This is a genomic window from Butyrivibrio sp. VCB2001, from assembly GCF_000423965.1.
Taxonomy (GTDB): domain Bacteria; phylum Bacillota; class Clostridia; order Lachnospirales; family Lachnospiraceae; genus Butyrivibrio.
On record NZ_AUIZ01000008.1, the window covers coordinates 149,416 to 174,338 of the forward strand.

A 24,923-nucleotide genomic window follows, 5' to 3' on the forward strand; every position below is an offset into this window, starting at 1 on the left:
TAAGAAATGAGTTTAACAGCAATCGGCGCAGCAATCGCTGCATTCACAGGTATCGGAGCAGGTATCGGCATCAGCCTTGCAACAGCAAAGGCTACTGATGCAGTTGCAAGACAGCCCGAAGCGGACGGCAAGATCATGAGACTTCTGATCCTTGGTTGTGCTCTTGCAGAGGCAACAGCTATCTATGGTTTCGTTGTAGCTATCATGATCATTCTTTTCTCATAAACACCGAAAGAAAAGGGGAAGCAAAGTGTTAAGTATAAGCCTGATTAACATATTATTCACAGTAATAAATATTCTTATACTCTTATTCTTTGTAAAGAAATTCCTGTTCGGAAAGATCGATGAGATCATCAAAAAGAGACAGGAAGAGGTGGACGAGGCTACCGTGGCTGCTGATAAGGCAACTGCTGAGGCTCGTGCCATCAAAAAAGAATATGAGAAGAAGATTGAGCTTGCCGACGAGGAAAAAGAGCAGATTCTCTCAGATATCAAAAAGCTCGGCTATGAAGAGTACGAGAGAATCGTTATGGATGCCAGAAAGACCGGCGACAAGATCGTAAAAGAGGCAAGACAAAACGCCAGAGCAGAAGCTGAGAAGGAAAGAGAACTTCATGCCGATGAGCTTAAGGATATGGTTATCGATGCAGCTGCCAAGATTGCAGCTACCAAGCACAGCTCAGAGGATGACAGTTTGCTCTACGATAAATTCATAAATGAGGCAAGGGCTAATAATGGATAAAAAGATTAAAGCTACACTGCGCTATGCCTCAACTCCGCCGACGGAGTCACAGCTTAATAGCATTAGGCAGCTCATAGCAGACAAGCTGGGCAATCCCGATGTTAAGCTTAAGGTCATAAATGATCCTGAAGTAGGCGGAGGCTTTATCGTTTCCTGTGGCGGCTTAGAGTACGACTGGAGCGACAAGGGCAGAGCCAGACAGCTACGGACCGAACTTGGAAGCATTCATTCAAAAGACATCATTCCTATGCTCAAGCAGAAGGTTGAAGACTTTGACCTTTCCATCAAGGGCAGGGAAGTAGGCGTTGTTACCTGGATAGGTGACGGTATAGCCAATGTCGAAGGAATTGAGCACGCTTTCTACGGAGAGATAATTGAATTTGAAGACGGAACCAAGGGTATGGCCCAGGATATCAGAGATGATCATATCGGGTGTATCCTATTTGGCGACGAAAGAAGCATAAGACAGGGAAGCAGAGCTGTTCGTACTTATAAAGAAGCAGGAGTTCCTGTTGGAGAAGCTTTCATCGGAAGAGTAATTGATTCTCTTGGTGCGCCTATTGATGGTAAGGGAGACATTAAAGAGAGCGGATATCGCGCCGTTGAAGAGAGGTCTCCGGGAATTGTCGAAAGACAGTCCGTCAACGAGCCTATGGCCACAGGTATTCTTTCTATAGATACCATGTTCCCTATAGGAAGAGGACAGCGTGAGCTTATTATCGGCGACAGACAGACCGGCAAGACTTCAATTGCTCTTGATACAATCATCAACCAGAAGGGCAAGGGAGTTATCTGTATCTATGTTGCTATAGGTCAGAAGGCTTCAACTGTTGCTCAGCTCATAACTACTCTTAAAAAGACCGGAGCGATGAAGTATACGATTGTTGTAAGTTCTACAGCATCTGATCCTGCTCCGCTTCAGTATATTGCGCCTTATTCAGGAACTGCACTTGCTGAGTACTTCATGTACAAAGGAAAAGACGTGCTTATCGTTTATGACGATCTTTCCAAGCACGCTGTAGCATACAGAGCATTATCACTACTTCTTGAGAGGCCACCGGGACGTGAGGCTTATCCGGGAGATGTCTTTTACCTGCATTCAAGACTTCTTGAGAGATCAAGTAAACTCTCAGATGATCTTGGAGGAGGCTCAATTACAGCGCTTCCTATTATTGAGACACAGGCAGGAGATGTTTCTGCGTATATTCCAACAAACGTTATCTCTATTACTGATGGTCAGATATTCCTTGAAAGTGACCTGTTCTTTGCCGGTATGAGACCTGCGGTTAATGTAGGACTTTCAGTATCCCGTGTAGGTAGTGCAGCTCAGACCAAGGCAATGAAAAAAGCTACCGGAAGCATAAGAGTAGATCTTGCGCAGTATAGGGAAATGGCTGTGTTTACACAGTTTTCATCAGACCTTGATGAAGTGACCAAAAAACAGCTTAATCACGGACAGGTCCTGATGGAACTTCTGAAGCAGCCCCTGGAGCATCCGCTTGCAATGCATGAGATGGTACTGATACTTCTGGCAGCCGGCTCTAAGAGAATTGACCATGTTCCTGTAAGGAAAGTCAACGAATACAAGGAAAAGCTTATTACCTTCTTCAACAACGAACACAAAGATGTATGCAATGAGATCAAGAAGACAAAAGACCTCTCGGATGAACTTAAGAAGAGGATATATGACCTCATTGATGAATTTAACGAAGATATAAAGGTACAGTAATTTGGCTAATATAAAAGAGATCCGCGAAAGGATCGCAAGCGTAAGTGACACAAAGAAAATTACAAATGCGATGTATATGATCTCCTCGACCAAGCTTCGAAAGGCAAAGAAGATGCTATCGGACACGGAGCCTTTCTTCTATGCAACGAAGGATATGATCGAAAGAGTTGTTAACAACCTTCCTGAGGGAACTAAGAACATTTTTCTTGAGCTCAGAGATGATATACCTGAGAACAAAAAGAAACGTGGTTATCTCGTTTTTACCGATGATAAGGGCCTGGCAGGTGCTTTTAACCATAATGTTATAAAACTTACGGAAGATGCACTTGCAAAAAATAAGGGTGAAAACAAGCTTTTCGTGATAGGAGAAGTCGGTAGATATCATTTTAATGCTGAGAATATTGATATTGAGGAGTTTTTCCCTTTCACATCTCAGAACCCGACGCTTCACAGAGCACGAAAAATATCTGCTGAGATAATGGATTATTACTACAACAGGAAGATTGATGAGTTCTATATCATATTCACGACCATAAGAGGAAATACCTGCGATGCAAGGATTGAAAGAATTTTGCCACTTGATTTCCTTTCGGCGCTGAAGAGGAAAAAAGTACCGATTCGTGGAAACATGTATGAAGAATTTCTAATGGAACCATCGCCATCAGCTGTTTTGGACAATATTGTTCCCAATTATGTGACAGGATACATATACGGAGCGCTGGTCGAGTCCTTCTGCAGCGTTCAGCAGTCCAGAATGATGGCCATGGACAATGCCAACAAGAACGCAGAGATGATGATCGTTGATCTGAAAAAGAGCTATAACCGCCAGAGACAGGCTATGATCACACAGGAGATCACTGAGGTTGTCAGCGGAGCTAAAGCGCTTAAGCACAGCAAGGAAATAAAGAAGCATGGAAAACGGTAAGATTGTTCAGGTCATGGGACCTGTAGTAGACGTACAATTTAATGATGCACAGCTTCCATATATCAGAGATGCCCTGACTGTAACAGTGGATGGGGAAAAGAGAGTAATGGAAGTATCTCAGCATGTCGGAGGAGATATAGTCAGATGCATCATGCTTTCTCCAAGTGAGGGCCTTTCAAAGGATATGGAAGTTGTATCTGAAGGCGGACCAATTAAAGTTCCTGTCGGAGATCAGGTACTTGGCAGACTATTTAATGTCTTTGGCGAAGCCATCGACAAAAAGGGGAGCGTTGAATCAAGTGAAAAATGGGAGATTCACAGAAAACCTCCAAAGCTTGAGGACCAGAGCCCTGTTGTCGAGATCCTTGAGACAGGAATAAAGGTAATCGACCTTCTTGCACCATATGCAAAAGGCGGAAAAATAGGTCTTTTCGGAGGAGCGGGTGTTGGTAAGACCGTTCTTATTCAGGAACTTATTCAGAACATAGCCACTGAGCACGGCGGATATTCCATATTTACCGGCGTTGGAGAGCGTTCAAGAGAAGGAAACGACCTCTGGACTGAGATGACAGAATCAGGGGTTATAGAGAAAACTGCACTGGTATTCGGTCAGATGAATGAGCCTCCGGGAGCTCGTATGAGAGTTGCTGAGACCGGACTTACAATGGCTGAATATTTCAGAGATGTTAAGAATCAGGATGTGCTTCTTTTCATCGATAATATTTTCAGATTTGTTCAGGCGGGATCTGAAGTTTCATCACTTCTTGGAAGAATGCCATCAGCTGTAGGTTATCAGCCGACCCTGGCAACAGACCTTGGAGCTCTTCAGGAGAGAATCACATCAACCAGAAACGGATCAATTACTTCTGTTCAGGCAGTTTATGTTCCTGCAGATGACCTTACAGATCCTGCTCCTGCTACAACATTTGCACATCTTGATGCAACAACGGTTCTGTCCCGTAAGATCGTAGAACAGGGTATTTATCCGGCTGTTGACCCTTTGGAATCATCAAGCCGTATCCTTGAAGAGACGATCGTAGGAAAGGCTCATTACTCAACTGCCATGAAGGTGCAGGAGATTTTGCAGAAGTATAAAGAGCTTCAGGATATTATTGCAATCCTTGGTATGGAGGAACTTTCCGAAGAGGATAGGGCTACAGTACACAGAGCTCGTAAGATTCAAAGATTTTTGTCTCAGCCTTTCCATGTAGCTGAGCAGTTTACCGGACTTAAGGGTAAGTATGTGCCTCTTTCAGAGACCATCAAAGGCTTTATGTATATCATAGGCGGAGAGATGGATAAATATCCGGAGGCAGCATTCTTCAATGTTGGAACTATTGATGAAGTGGCTAAGAAAGCTAAGGATATCGAGGCCTGATTATGGAAGAAAACAAAAAGACCTTTGGTCTTAAGGTCATTTCAATCAATGGAATATTTTATGACGGACAGGCACTTGAGGTCATTTTGCCCTGCCATGATGGGGAATTGGCGCTGCTTTTTGGGCATGAGGAGATGATCTACGCTATCTATGACGGCGTCATAAAGATAAAAACTCCCAAGGGAGATTGGATTTATGGTGTTGTTAGTATCGGCTCGGTGCAGTATACTGTTGACAATGAGTGCATCGTTCTGGTTAACACCGTAGAAAGTCCGGCTGATATAGATAAGAGACGAGCACAGGAAGCCTATGAATTTGCAATGGACCATCTGAATCAGAAGCAGTCCATTAAAGAGTTCAAGAAATCTCAGGCGGGACTTGCCAGAGCTATGGCAAGGCTGAGTGCGGCTTCTAAGTACAAAGATTAAAAGAAAAGTTGGTGGGAAATAATTGTTTAATAATACGAGATTAAATGTTTGCGGAATTGCTATAGTTTTAGTGGGATTACTTGTAACAGGTTGTGGTAAGAAGGAAGACCCGAGGCTCGAAGCTTACAGAGAGAGCATGACTACCTTCTACAGTGATCTAAGCAGGTATGACAATGAGATAAATGCTTTAGATCCTGATGATGAAGCTGCTAAGATCCAGCTCCTTGATCTTTTGGATCAGATGAACCTGACCTATAAGACTATGGCTGAGACACCTGTTCCGGATGAATTTTCCGGAATAGCCGACATATCTGTAGAAGCTGCAGATTATATGCAGAAGGCCGATGAATTCTATCATATGGCTTATGACAACGAGTTTGATTCTGACTCGGAGATGCTGGCTCAGCAGTACTATGAGAGAGCCAACAGCAGAGCCCAGGTAATATTACAGGTTCTTCATGGAGAAGTACCTGAAGGCGAGGGCATTTCTGTCGAAACCCAGAGTACCTACGAATTTTCAACAATAGATTCAAGCACTGATGGCGAATGATCAGTGCTTGTTTTGCATACAAGGAAATCTATGGATAAATCAAACGATAACAGTTTTATATATGCCATAAAGTTCATAGCGTGTCTTTTTGTTATAACCATACATGCTCCGTTTGAAGGTACCTTTGGAGATGTTATTTATGCACTTTCAAGATTTGCAGTTCCATTCTTTTTTGCAATCTCGGGAAGATTTCTTTTGGTTAAAAGAGATGGCTCATTTGCCGGTGATACAGCAGAAATTAGGAAGTTTACAAAGAACAGACTGATCAAACTTTTAAAAATGACTGCAATTGTCTATTCCTGTTATTTGATCTATTCACTTTGTTTCTTTCATTTTAAAGGATGGAGTTTTGGGTATTGGTTTCATGACAAGTTCAACGCCTATGAAACCAGGACTTTCTTTTTGTTTAATTCTGGAAGATATATCTATGATGAGTCCTATGTCTTTGATCATCTTTGGTTTCTTTTTGCTTTGATCTACGTTTATGTACTGATAATCATCTTTGCACCGGTGCTTAGAAAATGGTATAAATGGCTCATTGTGCTTCTTTTGGGGCTGATGTTTTTCGGTGAGCTTTTGCAGACTGTTTACCCGATAAGACCTTTTGATATCAGCATATCAACCTGGTATATTCTTAGAAACTGGCTTTTTGTCGGTATGCCCTTTGTGCTCATAGGTGTTGTTTTTACCGACAATGCAAAGAAGAGAAAAAACGACCTCGGGGCTGAGAAGTATAAAGAAAGGGCAAAAGCTCTTTTGCCAAGGAATATATTGATACTGGCTTTTGGGTGTGCTTTGAGTATGATTGAAAAGTTTACGATTGGAAAAAAAGAAGTCTATATAGGCTCAGTCATTATAGTATTCGCGCTTTTAATGCTTTCTGAATGCGGCATAAACACTGGAAAAGTGCTGCCTTATCTTGGGAAAAGAGCTTCTTCCTTGATTTATTTTTATCACGTTATGATAATTTCGGCACTTGATATATTATCTCAAAATGGCATAATACCATCATATACCATGTCGCAGAAGCCAATTCTGGTTATGGTTATAGCAATTCTTGTTTTTGGAGTAATCCCTATTTTAATTAATAAGGTAAAAGTAAATGAACAGAAATGAATTCCTTGAATTTTGCAAAGAAAGAATAGTATTCCTTGACGGCGCAACAGGCAGCAATCTGATGAAAGCAGGAATGCCTGCGGGAGTATGCCCTGAAAAGTGGATTTTAGAGCATAAAGACGTAATGCAGAGATTGTCAAAGGCTTATGCAGATGCAGGCTCTGATATTGTATATGCGCCTACCTTTACCAGTAACAGGATAAAACTTGAAGAGTACGGGCTTTCCGAGAATATAGTTCAGATAAATACTGATCTTGTAAGCATCACAAGAGAAGCTGTAGGTGATAAAACCTTGATAGCAGGTGATCTTACCATGACAGGAAGACAGCTTAAGCCGGTAGGAGATCTGGATTTTGAAGAACTTATTGAAGTTTATAAGGAGCAGATCCGTATTCTGGATAAAGCAGGTGTTGATCTTCTTGTAATTGAAACAATGATGAGTCTTCAGGAATGCAGAGCAGCTCTAATTGCTGCCAAGGAAGTTTCTGATCTTGCGGTGATAATCACAATGACTTTTGAAGCTGACGGAAGAACACTTTTTGGTTCCGACCCGGCAGCATCTGCAATATGTCTTGAGGCACTAGGCGCAGCAGCAATAGGTGCAAACTGTTCTACAGGACCTGACAAGATGATGGATATCATCAGCAGTATGTCATCAGTTACAAGCATTCCGATAATTGCCAAGCCCAACGCCGGACTTCCAAAGGTGGATCCGGAGGGCAATACCATCTACGATATGGAAAGCGACGTTTTTGTCAGCGAGATGAAAAAACTTATCGGCTGCGGAGCATCAATCCTTGGAGGATGCTGTGGTACTACGCCTGAGTTTATAGCTCTTTTGAAAAAGACATATAATGACTTAAATCCTTCCAAAGTAACAGGTGAAGATGGAAATCCTGTGCCAAGAAAGATATGTGGAAGAAGATATCTTTCTTCTGAGAGAAGAGCGCTTTCCTTTGGCATGGATGATCTGTTCATGATCGTCGGTGAGAGAATAAACCCCACAGGTAAGAAAAAGCTTCAGGCTGAACTTCGAGAGGGAAACCTTGATATGGTCTCTGAGTTTGCCAGAAATCAGGAAGAAGAAGGCGCGTCAATTCTTGATATCAATGTTGGAATGAGTGGAATTGATGAGAAGCAAATGATGCTAAATGTCATGGAAGAAGTTTCAGGCATTACAGACCTTCCGCTTTGCATTGATACTTCAAGCCCTGAGGTTATGGAGGCTGCACTTCGTATTTATTCGGGTAGAGCACTCATTAATTCTATATCGCTTGAGAAGGGCAAGGCTGAGAAATTCCTCCCGCTTGCAAAAAAATACGGAGCAATGTTTGTCCTCCTTCCTTTAAGCCCTGAGGGTCTTCCAAAGGATCTTGATGAGAAGAAAGACAACATCCTTACTCTTAGCAAAAAAGCCTATGATTTAGGGCTTGGTATAGAAGATATTGTTGTTGACGGACTTGTAGCGACCGTTGGAGCTGATCCAAACGCTGCGCTTAACACACTTGATACCATTAGTTTTTGCTATGAAAGAGGCTATGCAACAATTTGTGGACTGTCCAATATCTCTTTTGGATTGCCACAGAGAATGAATGTGAATACTGCGTTCCTCACTATGGCTATTTCCAGAGGACTGACCATGGCAATTGCAAATCCGTCGCAGGAAATGCTGGTTAATGCTGCGTTTGCATCAGACCTTCTAAAGAAAAAAGAAGGTGCTGACCTAAGATATATTCAGAGAATGGAGCGGTATAATACTGAAGGCCAAGCCCAGATTACAGGTAAAGAAGTTAAAAACGACTCTGTTAAAGGTGATAACTATATTGATATAATAAAAAAGGATGTTCTTACAGGTTCAAAGAGGACCATCGTTAAGAACACACAGAAAGCCGTTGAAGAGGGAGTAAATCCCAAGCAGATCCTGGATGAAGCTCTCATGCCGGCGATTAATGAAGTTGGGGAATATTTTGATAAGGGGAAATACTTCCTGCCACAGCTCATAGCAGGTGCTGAGGCAATGAAGATGTCTATTGGATACCTTGAGCCACTCCTTGCCGAAGGAGCAGACGATTCTAAAAAACTCCCGACAATAATAATTGCTACTGTGCATGGAGACATCCATGATATAGGTAAAAACCTTGTGGCACTGATGCTTAAAAACTACGGTTTCAACGTTATTGACCTTGGAAAGGATGTGCCAAAAGAAGAAATAATCAAAGCCGCTAAAGAAAACGACGCCAGTGTTATAGCTCTTTCTGCACTTATGACTACGACCATGAAGGAAATGAAGAACGTGGTTGAGCTGGCAAGGAAAGAAAAGATAAAGTCCAAGATAATAATCGGTGGAGCGGTTGTTACTGAAGACTATGCATTTGAGATCGGCGCAGACGGCTATTCATCCGATGCAGCCGATGCTGTTAAGGTAGTAAGAACGATATTAAGCATTGCTTAATAAGAACGGAGGAGCTTTCATGATTGGAGCAGAGGCCATAGTAAAATGCCTTGAAAAAGAAAATACTGAGGTGATCTTCGGTTATTCGGGAGTTGCCATTGATCCGTTTTGGAACAAGATTTTAGATTCTGATATTAAGACTGTGCTTATCCGCACAGAGCAGAATGCTGCTCACTGTGCAAGCGGATATGCAAGAATAAGCGGAAAGGTTGGCGTATGTGCTGTGACTTCAGGTCCCGGTGCAACTAACCTCATTACAGGAATAGCAACTGCCTATGCGGATTCAATTCCCATGATCGCAATTACCGGACAGGTTAACAGCGATATGATCGGAAGCGATGTATTCCAGGAGGCAGATATTACAGGTGCTGTTGAGTCTTTTGTTAAGTACAGCTATCTCATCAGAGATGTAAATGATATTCCAAAGGTGTTTAAGGAAGCTTTCTATATCGCGAGCACCGGAAGAAAGGGTCCTGTACTTATAGATATCCCTTTTGATATCCAGAATGATGAGATGACTGAAAAGTTTGCTTATCCTGAGACTATTTCAATGAGGTCCTATAAGCCTACAGTCAAGGGAAATACTGTACAGATAAAGAAGGTCATTAAGGAAGTTGAAAAAGCGAAAAGGCCTATTATATGCGTTGGCGGAGGTGTGCATCTTAGTGGTGCTACCCAGGAACTGATAAAATTTGCTGAGCTCAATGATGTTCCTGTAGTTTCTACAATGATGGGAATTGGAGCTATGCCTTCTGATCATCCGCTGTTCTTCGGAATGGTTGGAAATAACGGTAAGGCTTATGCCAACAGGGCAATGAATGAGTCTGACCTTCTTTTGATGGTTGGTGCAAGAGTTGCTGACAGAGCTGTGAACAGACCTGATCTTATAACAGAGAACAAAGTAATGGTTCACATTGACGTGGATCCTGCCGAGATTGGAAAGAATGTTGGCCCTACAATTCCTCTGGTTGGTGATATCAAGCATATATTTGCTGAATTCCTTGCACAGGATGACCATGCAGATGATCATAAAGAGTGGATTGAAACACTTAGAAGCTACAAAGAGCAGATGATGACTCTAAGAGCTCCTGCTGCAGAAGGCTTTGTTGATCCGGAAGCATTCATCAGGGCTCTTTCAAAAGCAATGGATGATGATGCAATTTACGTTGCTGATGTAGGACAGAATCAGATCTGGTCCTGCGCATATCATATCGTAAAGAACGGAAGATTCCTTACATCAGGCGGAATGGGAACAATGGGATACTCAATTCCTGCAGCTCTCGGCGGTAAGATCGCTGCACCAAAGAGGCAGGTTGTTGCTGTAATTGGTGACGGAGCCTTCCAGATGTCTATGATGGAGCTGGCAACAATGCGCCAATACGGTGTAAAAGTAAAGATAGTTGTCATGAACAACGGATATCTTGGAATGGTAAGAGAGCATCAGCACAATGTTTATAATGACAACTATTCCATGGTAAAACTGGAGGGTGATCCTGATCTTTCACTCATTTCTGCAGCCTATGGTATGGAGTATTATAAGGTTGACGGAAATACTGATATGGAGAAAGCCCTTGATGATTTCCTTAAAGATGACTCCTCAGAACTGATGGAAGTTATGGTTGATCCAATGGCACTTACAAGATAAAAACAGGCAGGTAAAGATATGAAGAGAATTTACTCGGTTCTTGTAGAAAACAGAGCTGGTGTCCTTTCAAAGGTAGCAGGACTCTTTTCAAGAAGAAACTTTAATATTGATTCAATGGTTGTGGGTGAGACGGCTGACAAGGCTGTTTCCTGCATGACTATTGTCTCAACAGGCGATGAAAGGACCATAGAGCAGATTGAGAAGCAGCTCAACAAGAAGATAGATGTCATCAAGGTAAAGACCTTTAAAGAAAGTATGAGTATCAACAGAGAACTTATGCTTATCAAGGTCAAGTACAACAAAGAAAACAGGCGTGATATCATGGAGAACTGTACAATCATGAACGCTCAGATTGTTGATATGTCCAAAAATATGATGATAATCCAGATATGCGATACTTCAGACAGAATTGAAGTCTTCATCGAGATGCTAAAGAGTGTGAGCATTGTCGAGATTGCACGCACTGGAACAGTAGCGCTTACAAAGTGCAGAGAACAGTAATACTTTTGACCTAAATGGGCCTCCCAATAACTGGGAGGCCCTATTTTTATGGACATGAATTTAACGGTGTAAAGCGATGAAATATTTTTGTTGACTTATGTGACTCAAGTGGTATAATTTGATTTAAATTGATGAAAAAACAAGGCAATAAATAACAAAATATTAAGAAAATGACTTGCTTTTAAATCAATAAAAATTAGCACTTTAAAGTGCTAAAGGTATTAGATAAACACTAAAGTTAAAGGCACAATTGGAGAGCGAAAAATGAAAGAATTAAAGAAAAAAGTCTTTCAGCTGATCGTTGATAACAACCCCGGTGTTCTTTCAAGAATATCAGGACTGTTTTCAAGACGAGGATACAACATCGAGAGTATCACAGCGGGCGTTACAGCAGATCCGAGATTTACCAGGATAACAATTGTTGCATCAGGCGATGATGTCATTCTTGATCAGATTGAGAAACAGGTAGCTAAGCTTGTTGATATCAGAGATATTCACGAACTGCTTCCTGAGGATTCGGTTTACAGAGAGCTTGCTCTGGTCAAGGTAAGAGCTGAGGCAACCAACAGACAGAGCATACTTGCTACAGCAAACATCTTCAGAGGAAACATTATCGACGTAAGTCCTGATTCACTAATTATCGAGATTACCGGTGGCCAGTCTAAGGTTGATGCATTCCTTAAACTCCTTGAGGGATATGAGATCTTAGAGCTTGCAAGAACAGGTATCGCAGGACTTGGTAGAGGCACAGACAAGGTTATTTACCTTGATGAGTAAGGAATAATATAAAACAAAAATATGGAGGATTTAGTTATGTCACAGGATGCTAGAATTTTTTACCAGGAAGATTGTAATTTATCACTGCTTGAGGGCAAGACCATTGCTATTATCGGTTACGGCTCACAGGGACATGCACATGCACTTAACCTTAAGGATTCAGGATGCAATGTAATCATCGGTCTTTACGAGGGATCAAAGAGCAAGGCTAAGGCTGAGGCTCAGGGACTTAAGGTTTATAATACAGCAGAGGCTGCTAAGATGGCTGATATCATCATGATCCTTATCAACGATGAGAAGCAGGCTAAGATGTACAAAGAGGACATCGAACCCAACCTTCAGCCAGGTAATATGCTTATGTTTGCTCATGGTTTCAACGTACACTTCGGTCTTATCAAGGCTCCTAAGGATGTTGACGTTGCTATGATCGCTCCTAAGGCTCCCGGACACACAGTAAGAAGTGAATATCAGGCAGGTAAGGGAACACCTTGTCTTGTTGCTGTTGAGCAGGATGCTACAGGTAAGGCTCTTGACCTTGCACTTGCATATGGTGCAGGAATCGGCGGAGCAAGAGCAGGTCTTCTTGAGACAACCTTCAGAACAGAGACTGAGACTGACCTCTTTGGTGAGCAGGCAGTTCTTTGCGGTGGTGTTTGTGCTCTTATGCAGGCAGGATTTGATACACTTGTTGAGGCAGGTTATGATCCAAGAAATGCATACTTCGAGTGTGTACACGAGATGAAGCTCATCGTTGACCTTATTTACCAGTCAGGTTTCGCAGGAATGAGATATTCAATTTCTAACACAGCTGAGTATGGCGATTACGTAACAGGACCTAAGCTCATCACAGATGAGACCAAGAAGACAATGAAGAAGATCCTTGCAGACATCCAGGACGGAACATTTGCTAAGGAGTTCCTGCTTGATATGTCAGAGGCAGGCGGACAGGTTCACTTCCAGGCTATGCGTAAGCTTCATGCTGAGCATCCTTCAGAGAAGATCGGTGCTGAGATCAGAAAGCTTTACAGCTGGAATAATGAGTCTGATAAGCTCATCAACAACTGATTTTCGGACATTTGAAAAAGTCCTGAATTTGGCTTAATATTTAAGAGTGTCATGTAAATGGCACTCTTAATTTTTATCAGGGGAAACAATGAAATGCTGCTTACTAAGAAATTGACCATTAAAGAGAATACGAGTAACAGGGTGTATGCTCCGATAATAGTCTTTGCAAGCAGCTTTTTAATGTATCTTATCGCAATTCTTCCTATCTTGGTTATCAGAGGATTACCCTTTTTTTATTACGGCGATTACAATGTTCAGCAGATTCCTTTCTATATTGTTGCCCACAGGGCTGTAAGAAGCGGAGAGTTTTTCTGGAATTGGAATATTGATCTCGGAGGAAGTATGGCCGGAGATTTCTCATTTTATTTATGGGGAAGTCCGTTCTTTTGGCTGACAGTTCTTTTTCCTGAAGGTGCGATTCCGTATCTGATGCCTGTGCTAATGGCGCTTAAGTATGCATTTGCTGCGCTTTGTGCTTACATCTACATCAGAAAATATGTTAAAAGAGATGTCTACGCCATGATAGGTGGCTATCTCTTTGCTTTTTCCGGTTTTAATGCATGCAACATTGTATTTAATCATTTTACAGATTCTGTTGCATTTTTCCCGCTTTATCTGCACTTCTTTGACAGGCTGATGGAAGAGAAGACGTTAGATGATGAAGGCTATTTATACCTTCCTAAGAAGCCGCTGATTCGCTTTATTCTGATGACTACATTCATGTCCATAGTAAATTATTACTTCTTCTTTGGACAGGTTCTTTTTCTGCTGATCTATTACATAGTTAAGGTTGGAGTTAAAAATCACCTGAGGGAGAATCTGGTTCTTTTTAACAGAGCTCTGATAAGCGGTGTAATAGGCGTCCTTATAGCCGGATTTTTCCTGGTGCCTGCTTTTGTTGGTGTGTCCGGGAATACAAGGCTTGATAATTTTATCAGCGGCTATGATATGCTCATCTACCCAAGTGAAAAACTGATCTGGGATATCTTTAAGAGCATGGCTATGCTTCCTGACATTATAGGAAAGGGCACACTCTTTTACACAAGTACGGTCAAAAACGCCTCTTTGGCAGCTTATATACCTATGTTTGGCTTGTCAGGTGTTGTGGCATTTATGCTTTTTGAAGACAAGAAAAAGAGCTGGCAGAAGCACCTTCTTATCGTATGCCTTGTGATCGCTCTTATTCCGGTATTTAATTCAGCCTTTTCGTTCTTTAATTCAAGCTACTATGCAAGATGGTTCTACATGCCTGTGCTTATCATGAGCCAGATGACAGCAGTTACGGTTGAGAGAGGTAGAACCAAGGAATTTAAGAAAGGAACGATCTTTGCGATTTTGTTCTTTCTTCTGTTTGTTCTTATTTATTTCTTGCCAAGTACAGATGAAGACGGTAAAAGAGTATTTTTCAAAATGTCAGATAACAATGCCATTTTTATAAGGGATTTGATCGGAACTGCGGTACTTTGTATTTTCCTTATTGCCACCACATTTTTTATCAATAAAAAGAGGAAGATTATAACTTTCTTCCTTGTGATGATCAGCTGCATTATTGCGACCTATATTCCGGTCAAGAACGGAAGCTCGATAATAAGTGACAGGGGAAAAGAGATGTGGCAGGAGCAGATGCTTGAAAACACTGTCACTGTAGACCTTAGCGATTTCTGCAGAGGTGAAGTCGATTCCACATCCACCAATTACGATATGGTCTGGGGAATCCCTTCGGTCCACTGCTTCTTAAGTACAGTTCCGTCACAGATATTTACGTTCCTTGAAGGTACCGGTGGCATCAAGAGAACGGTAGAAACCAATATCCCTGTTGAAAGAGCAGGTTTAAGAGCGATAATTTCAGCAAAATATTATTTTGAAAATGCTGAGATCAGTAAAAACAGAACCTACTATAACAGCGAGGGTACTGATGGTTATCAGTATCTGGACACTCACAACGGTTTTGATATATTTGAAAATCTAAATTTCATACCAATGGGATTTACTTATGACTACTACATTACTGAGTCGGAATGGAGCGATGTCGAGGCAAAAGAGAGAGACTACGACCTCGCAAGACTCCTTATCCTTCCTGACAAAGTTGCAATGGAAGTAGAAAAGACTGTAGCAATGAAAGAGATCACTGCCGAGGACTTGTTTGAGGAAAACATATCATATCTGAAGTTTACGCAGGAATGTGAAAAGAGAAGGCAGACTTCCTGTACCAGTTTTGAAACAGATACTCATGGATTTACTGCAAGAACAGCTAATTTAAAAGATGATACTCTTGTATTTTTCTCCGTTCCAAACAGAAAAGGCTTCAAATGCAGAGTTGATGGCAAAAAGACGCAGATCTATACAGCAGATTATGGTCTTATGGCTATTCCGGTAAAAAGAGGAGAGCATGTTATCAGGGTGGATTACAGACCGGAAGGGCTTCTTGTCGGCACATTGATGACAGCTTTTGGACTGTTGCTGCTGGCTCTTTATTGCGTAATGTTAAAAATAATCAAGAAAAACGATTAAATTTGTATGTGTTCGTGATTTGTTAGTTATGTTATATTTGCTATAAAGTTTTTGATTTATATTAAGACATCAAAGGAGATTAACGGTATGAGTAAAATGACTATGAGCCAGAAGATACTGGCTTCTCATGCAGGGCTTTCAGAGGTTAGCGCAGGTCAGCTTATTGAGGCAGACCTTGACCTTGTTCTGGGGAATGATATAACAAGCCCTGTGGCAATAAGGGAGATGACCAAATTTAAGTCTGACAGCGTCTTTGATAAGGACAAGATTGCTCTTGTTCCTGATCATTTTGTTCCAAATAAGGACATCAAGTCAGCTGAGAATTGCAAATGTGTTCGCGAATTTGCCAAGAAGAACAACATCACAAACTACTTTGAAGTAGGCCAGATGGGTATTGAGCATGCACTTCTTCCTGAGAGCGGACTTACACTTCCGGGAAATGTTATCATCGGAGCTGATTCTCATACCTGCACATATGGTGCACTCGGAGCTTTCTCTACCGGTATCGGTTCTACTGATATGGCAGCCGGAATGGCAACAGGAAAGGCATGGTTTAAGGTTCCTTCAGCCATCAAGTTCAATATTGTTGGTAAACCTTCAAAGTGGGTCAGCGGAAAAGATGTTATCCTCCACATCATCGGAATGATAGGTGTTGACGGAGCTCTTTATAAGTCAATGGAATTCGTTGGTGAAGGAATAAAGAACCTTTCGATGGATGACAGATTTACAATTGCCAATATGGCTATTGAAGCAGGCGGTAAGAACGGAATTTTCCCTGTTGATGAAATTGCTATCGAGTACCTTAAAGAGCATGCACCGGGTAAGGAATACAAGATATTTGAAGCTGATCCCGATGCTGAGTATGACAAAGAGTACACAATTGACCTTAGCACTTTGAAATCAACGGTTGCATTCCCTCATCTTCCTGAGAATACACATACCTTTGATGAAATCGAAGATACAAAGATAGATCAGGTTGTAATCGGATCATGTACAAACGGACGCCTTAATGACCTTCGCTGTGCAGCTGAGATCCTGTCGGGAAGACACGTTGCAGATGGCATGAGATGCATCATCATCCCGGGAACTCAGAAGATTTACCTTCAGGCAATGCAAGAAGGACTGTTAAAGACCTTTATAGAAGCCGGAGCAATTGTTTCAACACCTACATGCGGACCATGTCTTGGTGGATATATGGGTATTCTTGCTTCAGGTGAAAAGTGCGTATCAACAACCAACAGAAACTTTGTTGGAAGAATGGGCGCCATTGATTCTGAGATTTATCTTGCTTCACCTGCTGTTGCAGCAGCAAGTGCTATTACAGGAAAGATTTCCGAGCCCAGCGAGCTTGGACTTTAAGGAGGATTTGAGATGAAAGCTGCAAAGGGAACAGTTTTTAAATACGGAGATAATGTTGATACTGACGTAATTATTCCTGCGAGATATCTTGCCATTTCTGATGCAAAAGAGCTTGCGACTCACTGTATGGAGGATATCGATAAGGACTTTGTAAATAATGTAAAAGAAGGCGATATCATCGTTGCTGATAAAAACTTCGGATGTGGCTCTTCAAGAGAACATGCGCCGCTTGTAATAAAGACTGCAGGTGTGAGCTGCGTTATTGCTAAGAGCTTTGCACGTATCTTTTACAGAAATGCCATAAATATCGGTCTTCCTATCATCGAGTGCGAGGAAGCAGCCGAGAATATAAAAGCAGGAGATACTGTTTCAATTGACTTTGATTCCGGTGTGATCACCGATGAAACAACAGGCAAGACCTTCCAGGGACAGGCTTTCCCGGAATTTATGCAAAAGATCATAGATTCAGAGGGACTTATAAATTACATAAACAACAAATAAAAAAGAAGGGTAGTTCTTGTGTTAAGAACTACCCGTTTTTATTATTCTACGATTCCTTCGTAAGAGCGTATGGTGATTTTTGGCTAAATGTATTATTATAAGAGGGTATGAAAATTATTTGGAGGATATTTTATGGGAAGGCTTTTCTGCGTTATCCCTTGCTATAACGAGCAAGAGGTTCTGCCGACTACTTCATCCCTTCTTCGGGACAAATTACACGATCTAATTGAACAGAACAAGATTTCTTCAGACAGCAGAATTGTTTTTGTCAATGACGGTTCTAGAGATGCAACCTGGGAGATAATACAGGCTCTTCATGAAGAGGATGAGATTTTTCAGGGTATCAATCTCTCCAAGAATATGGGTCATCAGAATGCGCTTCTTGCAGGACTTATGACTGTAAAAGACATTTGTGATGCAGCTATTTCTCTTGATGCGGATCTTCAGGATGACATAAATGCCATTGATGAGATGATTGATAAGTTCAATGAAGGCTGCGATGTTGTTTACGGTGTAAGAAGTGCCAGAAAGACTGATACATTCTTTAAAAGAACAACTGCAGAAGGTTTTTACAAGCTCATGGGCGCACTTGGTGCAAAAACAGTTTATAACCATGCGGATTACAGACTGATGTCCAGAAGAGCTCTTTTAGGCCTTGCAGAGTTTGGTGAAGTTAATCTGTTCCTCAGAGGAATAGTTCCCATGATCGGCTACAAGAGTGACGTTGTTTACTACGAAAGAGCCGAGAGGTTTGCAGGAGAGAGCAAGTATCCCTTAAAAAAGATGATCAGCTTTGCTATAGAAGGTATCACCAGCCTTTCAACTAAGCCAATCAAGATGATCACAGGTCTTGGTTTTTTCATCTTTTTTGTCAGCATAGCAGTACTGATCTATTCGCTTGTAAGATACTTTACAGGCAATACTATTCAGGGCTGGACAACAACAGTCATTTCAGTCTGGGCAATCGGAGGTCTTATGATGATCTCCCTTGGCGTTATTGGTGAGTATATAGGCAAGATTTACCTTGAAACCAAGAACAGGCCAAGGTTTATCATAGAATCTTATCTCGGCGACGAGAAGGATCAGAAATAAGTATAGAAACAGAGGTAGTAGAAATTATGGCAAACGGACATGGCAAGAAGCCGGAAGATTTTAAGAAACAGATGGAAGATAGCATGAGGGCTCCTTTAAATGAGAACTCAAAAGTCAAGAAGGTTATCGGAATCGTAAGTGGTAAGGGAGGCGTAGGAAAGAGCCTTGTAACAGGTCTTTCAGCATCTCTTATGAATAAAAAAGGCTATAAAACAGCAATTATGGATGCAGATATTACAGGACCTTCCATTCCTAAGATGTTTGGAATCGGTAAGCTGAACTTTGCTGACGAGAATGGAAATATGCTTCCTGCAACTACAGAAGGCGGAATGAAGGTAATGTCTCTTAATATGCTCATGGAGAATGAGACTGATCCCGTTATATGGAGAGGACCTGTTATCGCAGGAATCGTTAAACAGTTCTGGTCAGATGTAAACTGGGGCGATATAGATTACATGTTTGTTGATATGCCTCCGGGAACAGGTGATGTGCCTCTTACAGTATTTCAGTCACTTCCTGTTGACGGAATAATTGTAGTGGCTACTCCACAGGAACTTGTAGGAATGATCGTAGATAAGGCAATCAATATGGCCAAGATGATGAATATACCTGTACTTGGCATTGTTGAGAACATGAGCTACATGGAGTGTCCTCACTGTGGTGAGCCAATCTATATCTTCGGAGAGAGTAAGCTTGATGCTTATGCAGCTTCAAGAGGTCTTGATGTACTTGGCAGAATTCCTATGAATCCTGATTTTGCTTCAAAGTGTGACGCAGGTAAGGCAGAAGATATCGAAGTTGATTGTCTTGATAGTCTTGTTTACGTGCTTGATGGAATGACAGAATAATATTCATATTTATTCTGAGGTAAAAGAGATGAAGAATAAGCCTAATCAAAACCAAATAACCTGGGGCATCACTATATTTTTCGTTGCAGTAGGAACACTTCTTGCATACTACGTCATTTTCCATGGCAAGACAGTGGTTTCTACCTTAAATTCAATGCTGGATTCTATTTCCGGCGTTATTATGGGCGTAGTACTGGCATATATACTGATACCAATGCTTAACGGCATTGAAAGAACTATTTTGATCCCTATATATAAGAAAAGAGGAATCGATGTTTCTTTTTCCAAAGATGCAGATTGGAAAAAGAGAAAGCAGATGAGAGGAATAGCAGTTCTGATAACTATTGCGGTATTCATCTTACTGATCTATACACTTCTTATCATCATTATTCCTCAGCTGGTAAGCAGTATACGTGAGATCATCAATAATCTGCCCGAGTATATAAAAAAGATTGATGATTACTCCAATTCGCTTTTGGAGAACAATCCCGATCTGCAGGAGCTGATCGATTCACAGCTGGATTCTTACTATGCAACGTTATCAGTGTTTATCACAAGGAATATTAAGCCTTATCTTCCTGAATGGCAGACAGTGCTTAAAGTTGCTTCAAAAAGTGTAATGTCCGGTGTAAGTGCGATCATCAATATTATCGTTGGTGTAATTGTTGCAATCTATGTTCTTAATTCTAAGGAAAGATTTACAACAAGGGGGAAAAAGATCGCATATTCTTTCTTTAAAGAAAACGTTGCAAATGAACTTATTTCAGCCTTCAGATTTACGCACAGAACATTTGAGAGCTTTATCGGCGGTAAAATTGTAGATTCTATCATCATTGGAATTATTTGCTATATCGGATGCAAGATTTTGAAGATAGATTATCCTGTGCTTATTTCGGTTATAGTTGGTGTTACTAATGTAATTCCGTTCTTTGGACCATATATCGGAGGTGGAGCAGGAGCTCTTTTGCTGATATTGATAGATCCTATACAGGCGTTGATATTCTTGATCTTTGTTATCGTTCTCCAACAGTTTGATGGAAATATATTAGGACCATATATCCTTGGAGGCTCAACAGGTCTTTCAAGCTTCTGGGTTATTTTCTCAATCATGTTCTTTGGCGGACTATGGGGAATAGTGGGATGGCTTATCGGAGTTCCGATATTTGCTGTATTCTATGCCTTTGTTGCAAGGATAACAAATCATTATCTGCGCAAAAAGGATTTGAGCACGAATACCAGTGATTATTATGATCTGGCGTATATCGAGAATGGCGAGTACAAGCTTTTGAGCGACCAGAGCAATACGAAATACAATGCAGGTTCAAAAAAGGTGTCCAGTATCAAAAAGATATTTAACAGAAAGAAGAATCCAAAGAAGTGATTTTTGGATAATGGGCACTTGACGTTAATTTATTTTGAATTATAATTGTTACTAATTAGTGCTTTGACGTGTTAAAGTACGGGAAGGGGAGCTGTTATTATGGCTAAGAAAAATTTAGATTGGGCAAATATTGGATTCGCTTATCATGTTGCCGACAAGAGATTTGTATCCAATTACAAGGACGGAAAATGGGATGACGGTGTTATCACAGAGGATTCCACAATTACCTTAAGTGAGGATGCCGGAGTTCTTCACTACGCACAGGAGTGCTTTGAAGGCCTTAAGGCTTATGAGACAGAGGATGGTAGGATTGTTACCTTCAGACCTGATCTCAACGCCAAGAGAATGGTTGATTCCGCTAAGAGACTTGAGATGCCTTCTTTCCCGGAAGATAGATTTATTAAGGCAGTAGAAGAAGTTGTTGCAGCAAACGCTGACTGGGTACCACCTTACGGAAGCGGTGCAACACTTTATATCAGACCTGTTATGTTTGCAACAGGTAATGTAATCGGTGTTAAGCCTGCCGATGAATATCAGTTCAGAATCTTTGTAACACCTGTTGGACCTTATTTCAAGGGTGGTGCTAAGCCAATCGTTGTTAAGATCAGTGATTTCGACAGAGCAGCACCTCACGGAACAGGTAACATCAAGGCCGGACTTAACTATGCAATGAGTCTTCATGCTATTGTTACAGCTCATGAAGAGGGCTTTGCAGAGAATGTATATCTTGATGCTGAGTCGAGAACCTACATTGAGGAGACAGGCGGAGCTAACATCATCTTCGTAACCAAGGACGGCTCACTTGTAGTTCCTAAGTCACACACAGATTCAATTCTTCCTTCAATCACAAGAAGATCAATTGTTTATGTTGCAAAAGAGATCCTTGGCATGAACGTAGAAGAGAGACCTGTTAAGCTTTCAGAGGTTTCAGATTTCGTTGAGATGGGACTTTGCGGAACAGCAGCTGTAATCTCACCTGTAGGCAAGATCAATGATCACGGAAAAGAGATCTGCTTCGTGAATGGAATGGACGAGATGGGTCCCGTAATCAAAAAGCTCTACGACACCCTCACAGGTATCCAGATGGGCACAGTAGAAGCTCCGGAAGGATGGATCCACGAAATCAAGATGTAAAAAAATAATGCCTCAGGCCAAGAGCCTGAGGCTATTTTTATTTGTTGCAGTACTGAGAATACTTCTTTGGTGATATTCCTACTGACTTGGTGAAGGCTTTCAGGAAGTTGCTGTAATCGGAAAAGCCGCAGCGTTCGCAGACTTCACTAACACCAACGCCTTCAGCAAGTAATGACTTGGCGATGGATATACGACGCGCTGTCATGTATTTGTTTATTGTTGTACCGGTGGCGGCTTTAAAAATTCTACATATATAGGATTCGCTTATATAAAAGTGCTTGGAAAGATCGCCGATGCTAACCGGGTACTGGAGGTTGTTGTTTAAGTAGGAGAGAATGGAGTCAACCTGTTCGTTGTAGGTTGAAGGCTTCTCAGCCTCTGTGTTATTTTCCCTGTCAGCGACGATCTTGTTGATCATGACGAAGAGTTCTGTGAAGGTTGCACGTTCTAAAAGGTCATGACCATAGCCGTTGCTGGTTACAAGTTTGTTTATGAAGTATAAGAATCTGCCTTGTTGCTCCTGGGTGAGGCTTACCTTGTGAGAGAAGTGCTCTGATCTTCCCTGGAAACATGCGTCAAGATTGGTCTCTTCCGTGGATATGCTTCGCATATACTCAGGATCAATCATGATAACGATTCTCTCGTGTAGCTCTTTATCAATCTGAGTGAGATAGTGGGAGTCGTACTGATTAATAAGGAAAAGATCTCCGGGAGCGATATCATATACCTGATTATCTATAAGGAACTGCTTCCCACCGGAAATTGAAAAATAGACTTCATAGCAGTCATGGATATGCATCTCCATGGCTTTTTCATCCTTATATAGATGTGCAACGGCAAAATACTTATTCTCAATACTTTTAGCCATTGCTTCCTTACAGGAATTAAGTTCTTTCATGATTGTTCTCCGCTTATGATAAAATAAATACCGACAGAAGTAATGATACAGGAAGACTTCATTATTTTCAAGATTTGATATGTTTTTATCAAAAAGTGAGAAATTATAAAAATGATAGATTTCTTATATCTGAAAAAATATGATATAAGGGTATTAAAAAACTGTTGACAAATACTTACCTGCTAGTTACAATACATAGGTATGCAAATGATTAAACGTAATTGATTGCCCATAAAAAGGCAGTTTCTTATACGGATACAGTAAGGAGGTGTTACTGAAATGTCAATCTGCCCAAAGAATAAGTCATCAAAAGGCCACAGAGATCAGAGAAGAGCTAACTGGAAAATGACAGCTCCTACTTTGGTAAAGTGCAGTCACTGTGGAGCTCTTATGCAGCCACATTGTGCATGCAAGAAGTGCGGCTATTACAATAAGAAGAGCATTGTTGAAGTTGAGGATTAATTTTTTAGTAAAACCTCATTTTTACAAAGAATTAAAGGCTTTCCGGCTTATGCTGGAAAGCCTTGATTTTTGTATAGCACTTTAGTAGAATGTTTAAAGATTGCGGAATTTGTTTACGCGAAAAATAATTTGAGGATGGACTTAATATGTCTGAACTTGTTAGAGTTGCAGTTGACGCCATGGGCGGAGACAATGCGCCTTTTGTAACTGTAAAAGGCAGCGTTGATGCCGTTAAGGAGAATAGTAACCTCAAGGTATTTCTTGTTGGTCAAGAAGAGGCTGTAAACGCAGAACTCTCCAAATATGACTATCCCAAGGACAAGATTGAGGTTGTAAATGCCACAGAAGTGATCGAGATGGCAGAACCACCTGTAATGGCAATCCGTAAGAAGAAAGATTCTTCTATAGTTAAGGCCATGTATATGGTCAGCCATGGAGAAGCTGATGCCTATGTTTCTGCCGGAAGTACCGGAGCAACACTTGTTGGTGGCCAGGTTATCATCGGAAGACTCAAAGGGGTAGAGAGAGCTCCACTTGCACCTCTTATCCCAACAGAGAAAGGCACATCACTCCTTATCGACTGCGGCGCTAACGTGGATGCCAGATCTTCACACCTTGTACAATTTGCCAAGATGGGAACTGTTTATATGGAGAACATCTTAGGGATCAAGAATCCAACGGTTGGAATTGTCAATATAGGTGCTGAGGAGGAGAAGGGTAACGCTTTAGTAAAAGAGACATTCCCTCTTCTTAAGAATTGTCCCGATATCAACTTCATCGGAAGCGTTGAGGCAAGAGATATTCCTGCCGGCGGGGCTGATATCATCGTATGTGAGGCATTTACAGGAAATGTTATCCTTAAGATGTATGAAGGCGTTGCTAAATCCATGATGCACATCATAAAAGGTTCACTCATGGGAAGTCTTAAGACCAAGATAGGAGCGCTTCTTATTAAGGATGACCTCAAGAAATCACTTGCTAATTACAGCCTGGATCAGTACGGCGGAGCACCAATGCTTGGACTTAAGGGCCTTGTTGTTAAGACACATGGCAGTGCCAACGAAATTGAAGTAAAAAATTCAATTTTACAGTGTGTAACCTTTACAGAACAGAAGATTAGTGAGAAGATTAGCGCAAAGATATCTGAATGATAATTAGTGCTAAATATTTATAAAAGGAACGGAGATTTAAAATGGAATTCGAGAAGATGAAAGAAGTTATTGCAAACGTACTTAACGTTGATCCTGAGGAGATCAAGCCTGAGACAACCTTTACAGAGGATCTTGGAGCTGATTCACTTGATCTTTTCCAGATCATCATGGGGCTTGAGGATGAATTTGATGTTCAGATCGATCCTGAGAAGACAGAGAATATCACTACTGTAGGAGAAGCCGTAGAACTCCTCAAGAGCGCAATCGCAAGTAAATAA

General features: G+C 41.3%; 24 protein-coding genes. 23 read left to right on the forward strand and 1 reads right to left on the reverse strand.

Annotated features, from left to right (window positions below):
• Window positions 1-6: 6 nt before the first annotated feature.
• The 20 genes from atpE to G589_RS0110340 all read left to right on the forward strand — a co-directional run bounded on the left by atpE (window position 7) and on the right by G589_RS0110340 (window position 22,134).
• On the forward strand, window positions 7-225 hold the full coding sequence (gene atpE / locus G589_RS0110245; protein ID WP_022765699.1) for an ATP synthase F0 subunit C: 219 nt from the start codon (window positions 7-9) through the stop codon (window positions 223-225).
• Window positions 226-250: 25 nt separating this feature from the next.
• On the forward strand, window positions 251-742 hold the full coding sequence (locus tag G589_RS0110250; protein WP_022767052.1) for an ATP synthase F0 subunit B: 492 nt from the start codon (window positions 251-253) through the stop codon (window positions 740-742).
• Window positions 735-2,471, forward strand: a complete 1,737-nt coding sequence (gene atpA / locus G589_RS0110255) for a F0F1 ATP synthase subunit alpha (RefSeq protein ID WP_242826440.1) — start codon at window positions 735-737, stop codon at window positions 2,469-2,471. The genes G589_RS0110250 and atpA overlap by 8 nt, the downstream gene beginning before the upstream one ends.
• A gap of 1 nt (window position 2,472) precedes the next feature.
• Window positions 2,473-3,396, forward strand: a complete 924-nt coding sequence (gene atpG, locus G589_RS19585) for an ATP synthase F1 subunit gamma (RefSeq protein ID WP_035775834.1) — start codon at window positions 2,473-2,475, stop codon at window positions 3,394-3,396.
• Window positions 3,383-4,774 (forward strand): F0F1 ATP synthase subunit beta, encoded by a 1,392-nt coding sequence (gene atpD, locus G589_RS0110265; protein WP_026522076.1) that lies wholly within the window; start codon window positions 3,383-3,385, stop codon window positions 4,772-4,774. The genes atpG and atpD overlap by 14 nt, the downstream gene beginning before the upstream one ends.
• 2 nt (window positions 4,775-4,776) lie before the next feature.
• On the forward strand, window positions 4,777-5,202 hold the full coding sequence (gene atpC / locus G589_RS0110270) for an ATP synthase F1 subunit epsilon (RefSeq protein ID WP_035775836.1): 426 nt from the start codon (window positions 4,777-4,779) through the stop codon (window positions 5,200-5,202).
• A 22-nt stretch (window positions 5,203-5,224) separates the two neighbouring features.
• A complete protein-coding gene (locus G589_RS0110275; protein ID WP_155832526.1) occupies window positions 5,225-5,752 on the forward strand; it encodes a hypothetical protein in 528 nt (175 codons plus the stop codon).
• Window positions 5,753-5,782: 30 nt separating this feature from the next.
• Window positions 5,783-6,868: an acyltransferase family protein gene (locus tag G589_RS0110280; RefSeq protein WP_026522079.1), complete on the forward strand. Its 1,086-nt coding sequence runs from the start codon at window positions 5,783-5,785 to the stop codon at window positions 6,866-6,868.
• Entirely contained in the window at window positions 6,855-9,320 is a 2,466-nt protein-coding gene (locus G589_RS0110285) for a homocysteine S-methyltransferase family protein (RefSeq protein WP_026522080.1), read from the forward strand. Before G589_RS0110280 ends, G589_RS0110285 begins: the two co-directional genes overlap by 14 nt.
• Before the next feature lie 19 nt (window positions 9,321-9,339).
• Window positions 9,340-10,965 carry a biosynthetic-type acetolactate synthase large subunit gene (gene ilvB / locus G589_RS0110290; RefSeq protein ID WP_026522081.1) on the forward strand — a complete coding sequence of 542 codons (1,626 nt, stop codon included), beginning with the start codon at window positions 9,340-9,342 and terminating at the stop codon, window positions 10,963-10,965.
• Window positions 10,966-10,983: 18 nt separating this feature from the next.
• Window positions 10,984-11,466, forward strand: a complete 483-nt coding sequence (ilvN, locus tag G589_RS0110295) for an acetolactate synthase small subunit (protein ID WP_026522082.1) — start codon at window positions 10,984-10,986, stop codon at window positions 11,464-11,466.
• Window positions 11,467-11,730: 264 nt separating this feature from the next.
• The gene (gene ilvN / locus G589_RS0110300; RefSeq protein WP_022767061.1) at window positions 11,731-12,243 is read left to right on the forward strand and encodes an acetolactate synthase small subunit; all 513 of its coding nucleotides are present in this window, start codon (window positions 11,731-11,733) and stop codon (window positions 12,241-12,243) included.
• A gap of 36 nt (window positions 12,244-12,279) precedes the next feature.
• On the forward strand, window positions 12,280-13,308 hold the full coding sequence (gene ilvC, locus G589_RS0110305) for a ketol-acid reductoisomerase (RefSeq protein ID WP_026518980.1): 1,029 nt from the start codon (window positions 12,280-12,282) through the stop codon (window positions 13,306-13,308).
• Window positions 13,309-13,365: 57 nt separating this feature from the next.
• Window positions 13,366-15,819, forward strand: a complete 2,454-nt coding sequence (locus G589_RS0110310) for a YfhO family protein (protein ID WP_026522083.1) — start codon at window positions 13,366-13,368, stop codon at window positions 15,817-15,819.
• Window positions 15,820-15,906: 87 nt separating this feature from the next.
• Entirely contained in the window at window positions 15,907-17,178 is a 1,272-nt protein-coding gene (gene leuC / locus G589_RS0110315; RefSeq protein ID WP_026522084.1) for a 3-isopropylmalate dehydratase large subunit, read from the forward strand.
• Between the two features lie 12 nt (window positions 17,179-17,190).
• Window positions 17,191-17,679 (forward strand): 3-isopropylmalate dehydratase small subunit, encoded by a 489-nt coding sequence (leuD, locus tag G589_RS0110320; protein WP_026522085.1) that lies wholly within the window; start codon window positions 17,191-17,193, stop codon window positions 17,677-17,679.
• Window positions 17,680-17,811: 132 nt separating this feature from the next.
• Window positions 17,812-18,771: a glycosyltransferase family 2 protein gene (locus G589_RS0110325; RefSeq protein WP_026522086.1), complete on the forward strand. Its 960-nt coding sequence runs from the start codon at window positions 17,812-17,814 to the stop codon at window positions 18,769-18,771.
• Between the two features lie 26 nt (window positions 18,772-18,797).
• A complete protein-coding gene (locus G589_RS0110330) occupies window positions 18,798-19,619 on the forward strand; it encodes an Mrp/NBP35 family ATP-binding protein (protein WP_026522087.1) in 822 nt (273 codons plus the stop codon).
• A 28-nt stretch (window positions 19,620-19,647) separates the two neighbouring features.
• A complete protein-coding gene (locus G589_RS19590; protein WP_051192312.1) occupies window positions 19,648-21,000 on the forward strand; it encodes an AI-2E family transporter in 1,353 nt (450 codons plus the stop codon).
• Between the two features lie 99 nt (window positions 21,001-21,099).
• Window positions 21,100-22,134 (forward strand): branched-chain amino acid aminotransferase, encoded by a 1,035-nt coding sequence (locus tag G589_RS0110340; protein ID WP_022767083.1) that lies wholly within the window; start codon window positions 21,100-21,102, stop codon window positions 22,132-22,134.
• A gap of 37 nt (window positions 22,135-22,171) precedes the next feature.
• Here G589_RS0110340 and G589_RS0110345 read toward each other — a convergent pair whose 3' ends face one another.
• On the reverse strand, window positions 22,172-23,032 hold the full coding sequence (locus G589_RS0110345; RefSeq protein ID WP_026522088.1) for an AraC family transcriptional regulator: 861 nt from the start codon (window positions 23,030-23,032) through the stop codon (window positions 22,172-22,174).
• 279 nt (window positions 23,033-23,311) lie between these two features.
• Here G589_RS0110345 and rpmF point away from each other — a divergent pair, with 279 nt between their 5' ends.
• From rpmF to acpP, 3 genes are all read left to right on the forward strand, one after another.
• Window positions 23,312-23,494 carry a 50S ribosomal protein L32 gene (gene rpmF, locus G589_RS0110350; RefSeq protein WP_022764007.1) on the forward strand — a complete coding sequence of 61 codons (183 nt, stop codon included), beginning with the start codon at window positions 23,312-23,314 and terminating at the stop codon, window positions 23,492-23,494.
• 146 nt (window positions 23,495-23,640) lie between these two features.
• Complete coding sequence (gene plsX, locus G589_RS0110355) at window positions 23,641-24,645, forward strand: phosphate acyltransferase PlsX (RefSeq protein ID WP_022767085.1); 1,005 nt, start codon at window positions 23,641-23,643, stop codon at window positions 24,643-24,645.
• Window positions 24,646-24,686: 41 nt separating this feature from the next.
• On the forward strand, window positions 24,687-24,923 hold the full coding sequence (gene acpP / locus G589_RS0110360; protein WP_022767086.1) for an acyl carrier protein: 237 nt from the start codon (window positions 24,687-24,689) through the stop codon (window positions 24,921-24,923).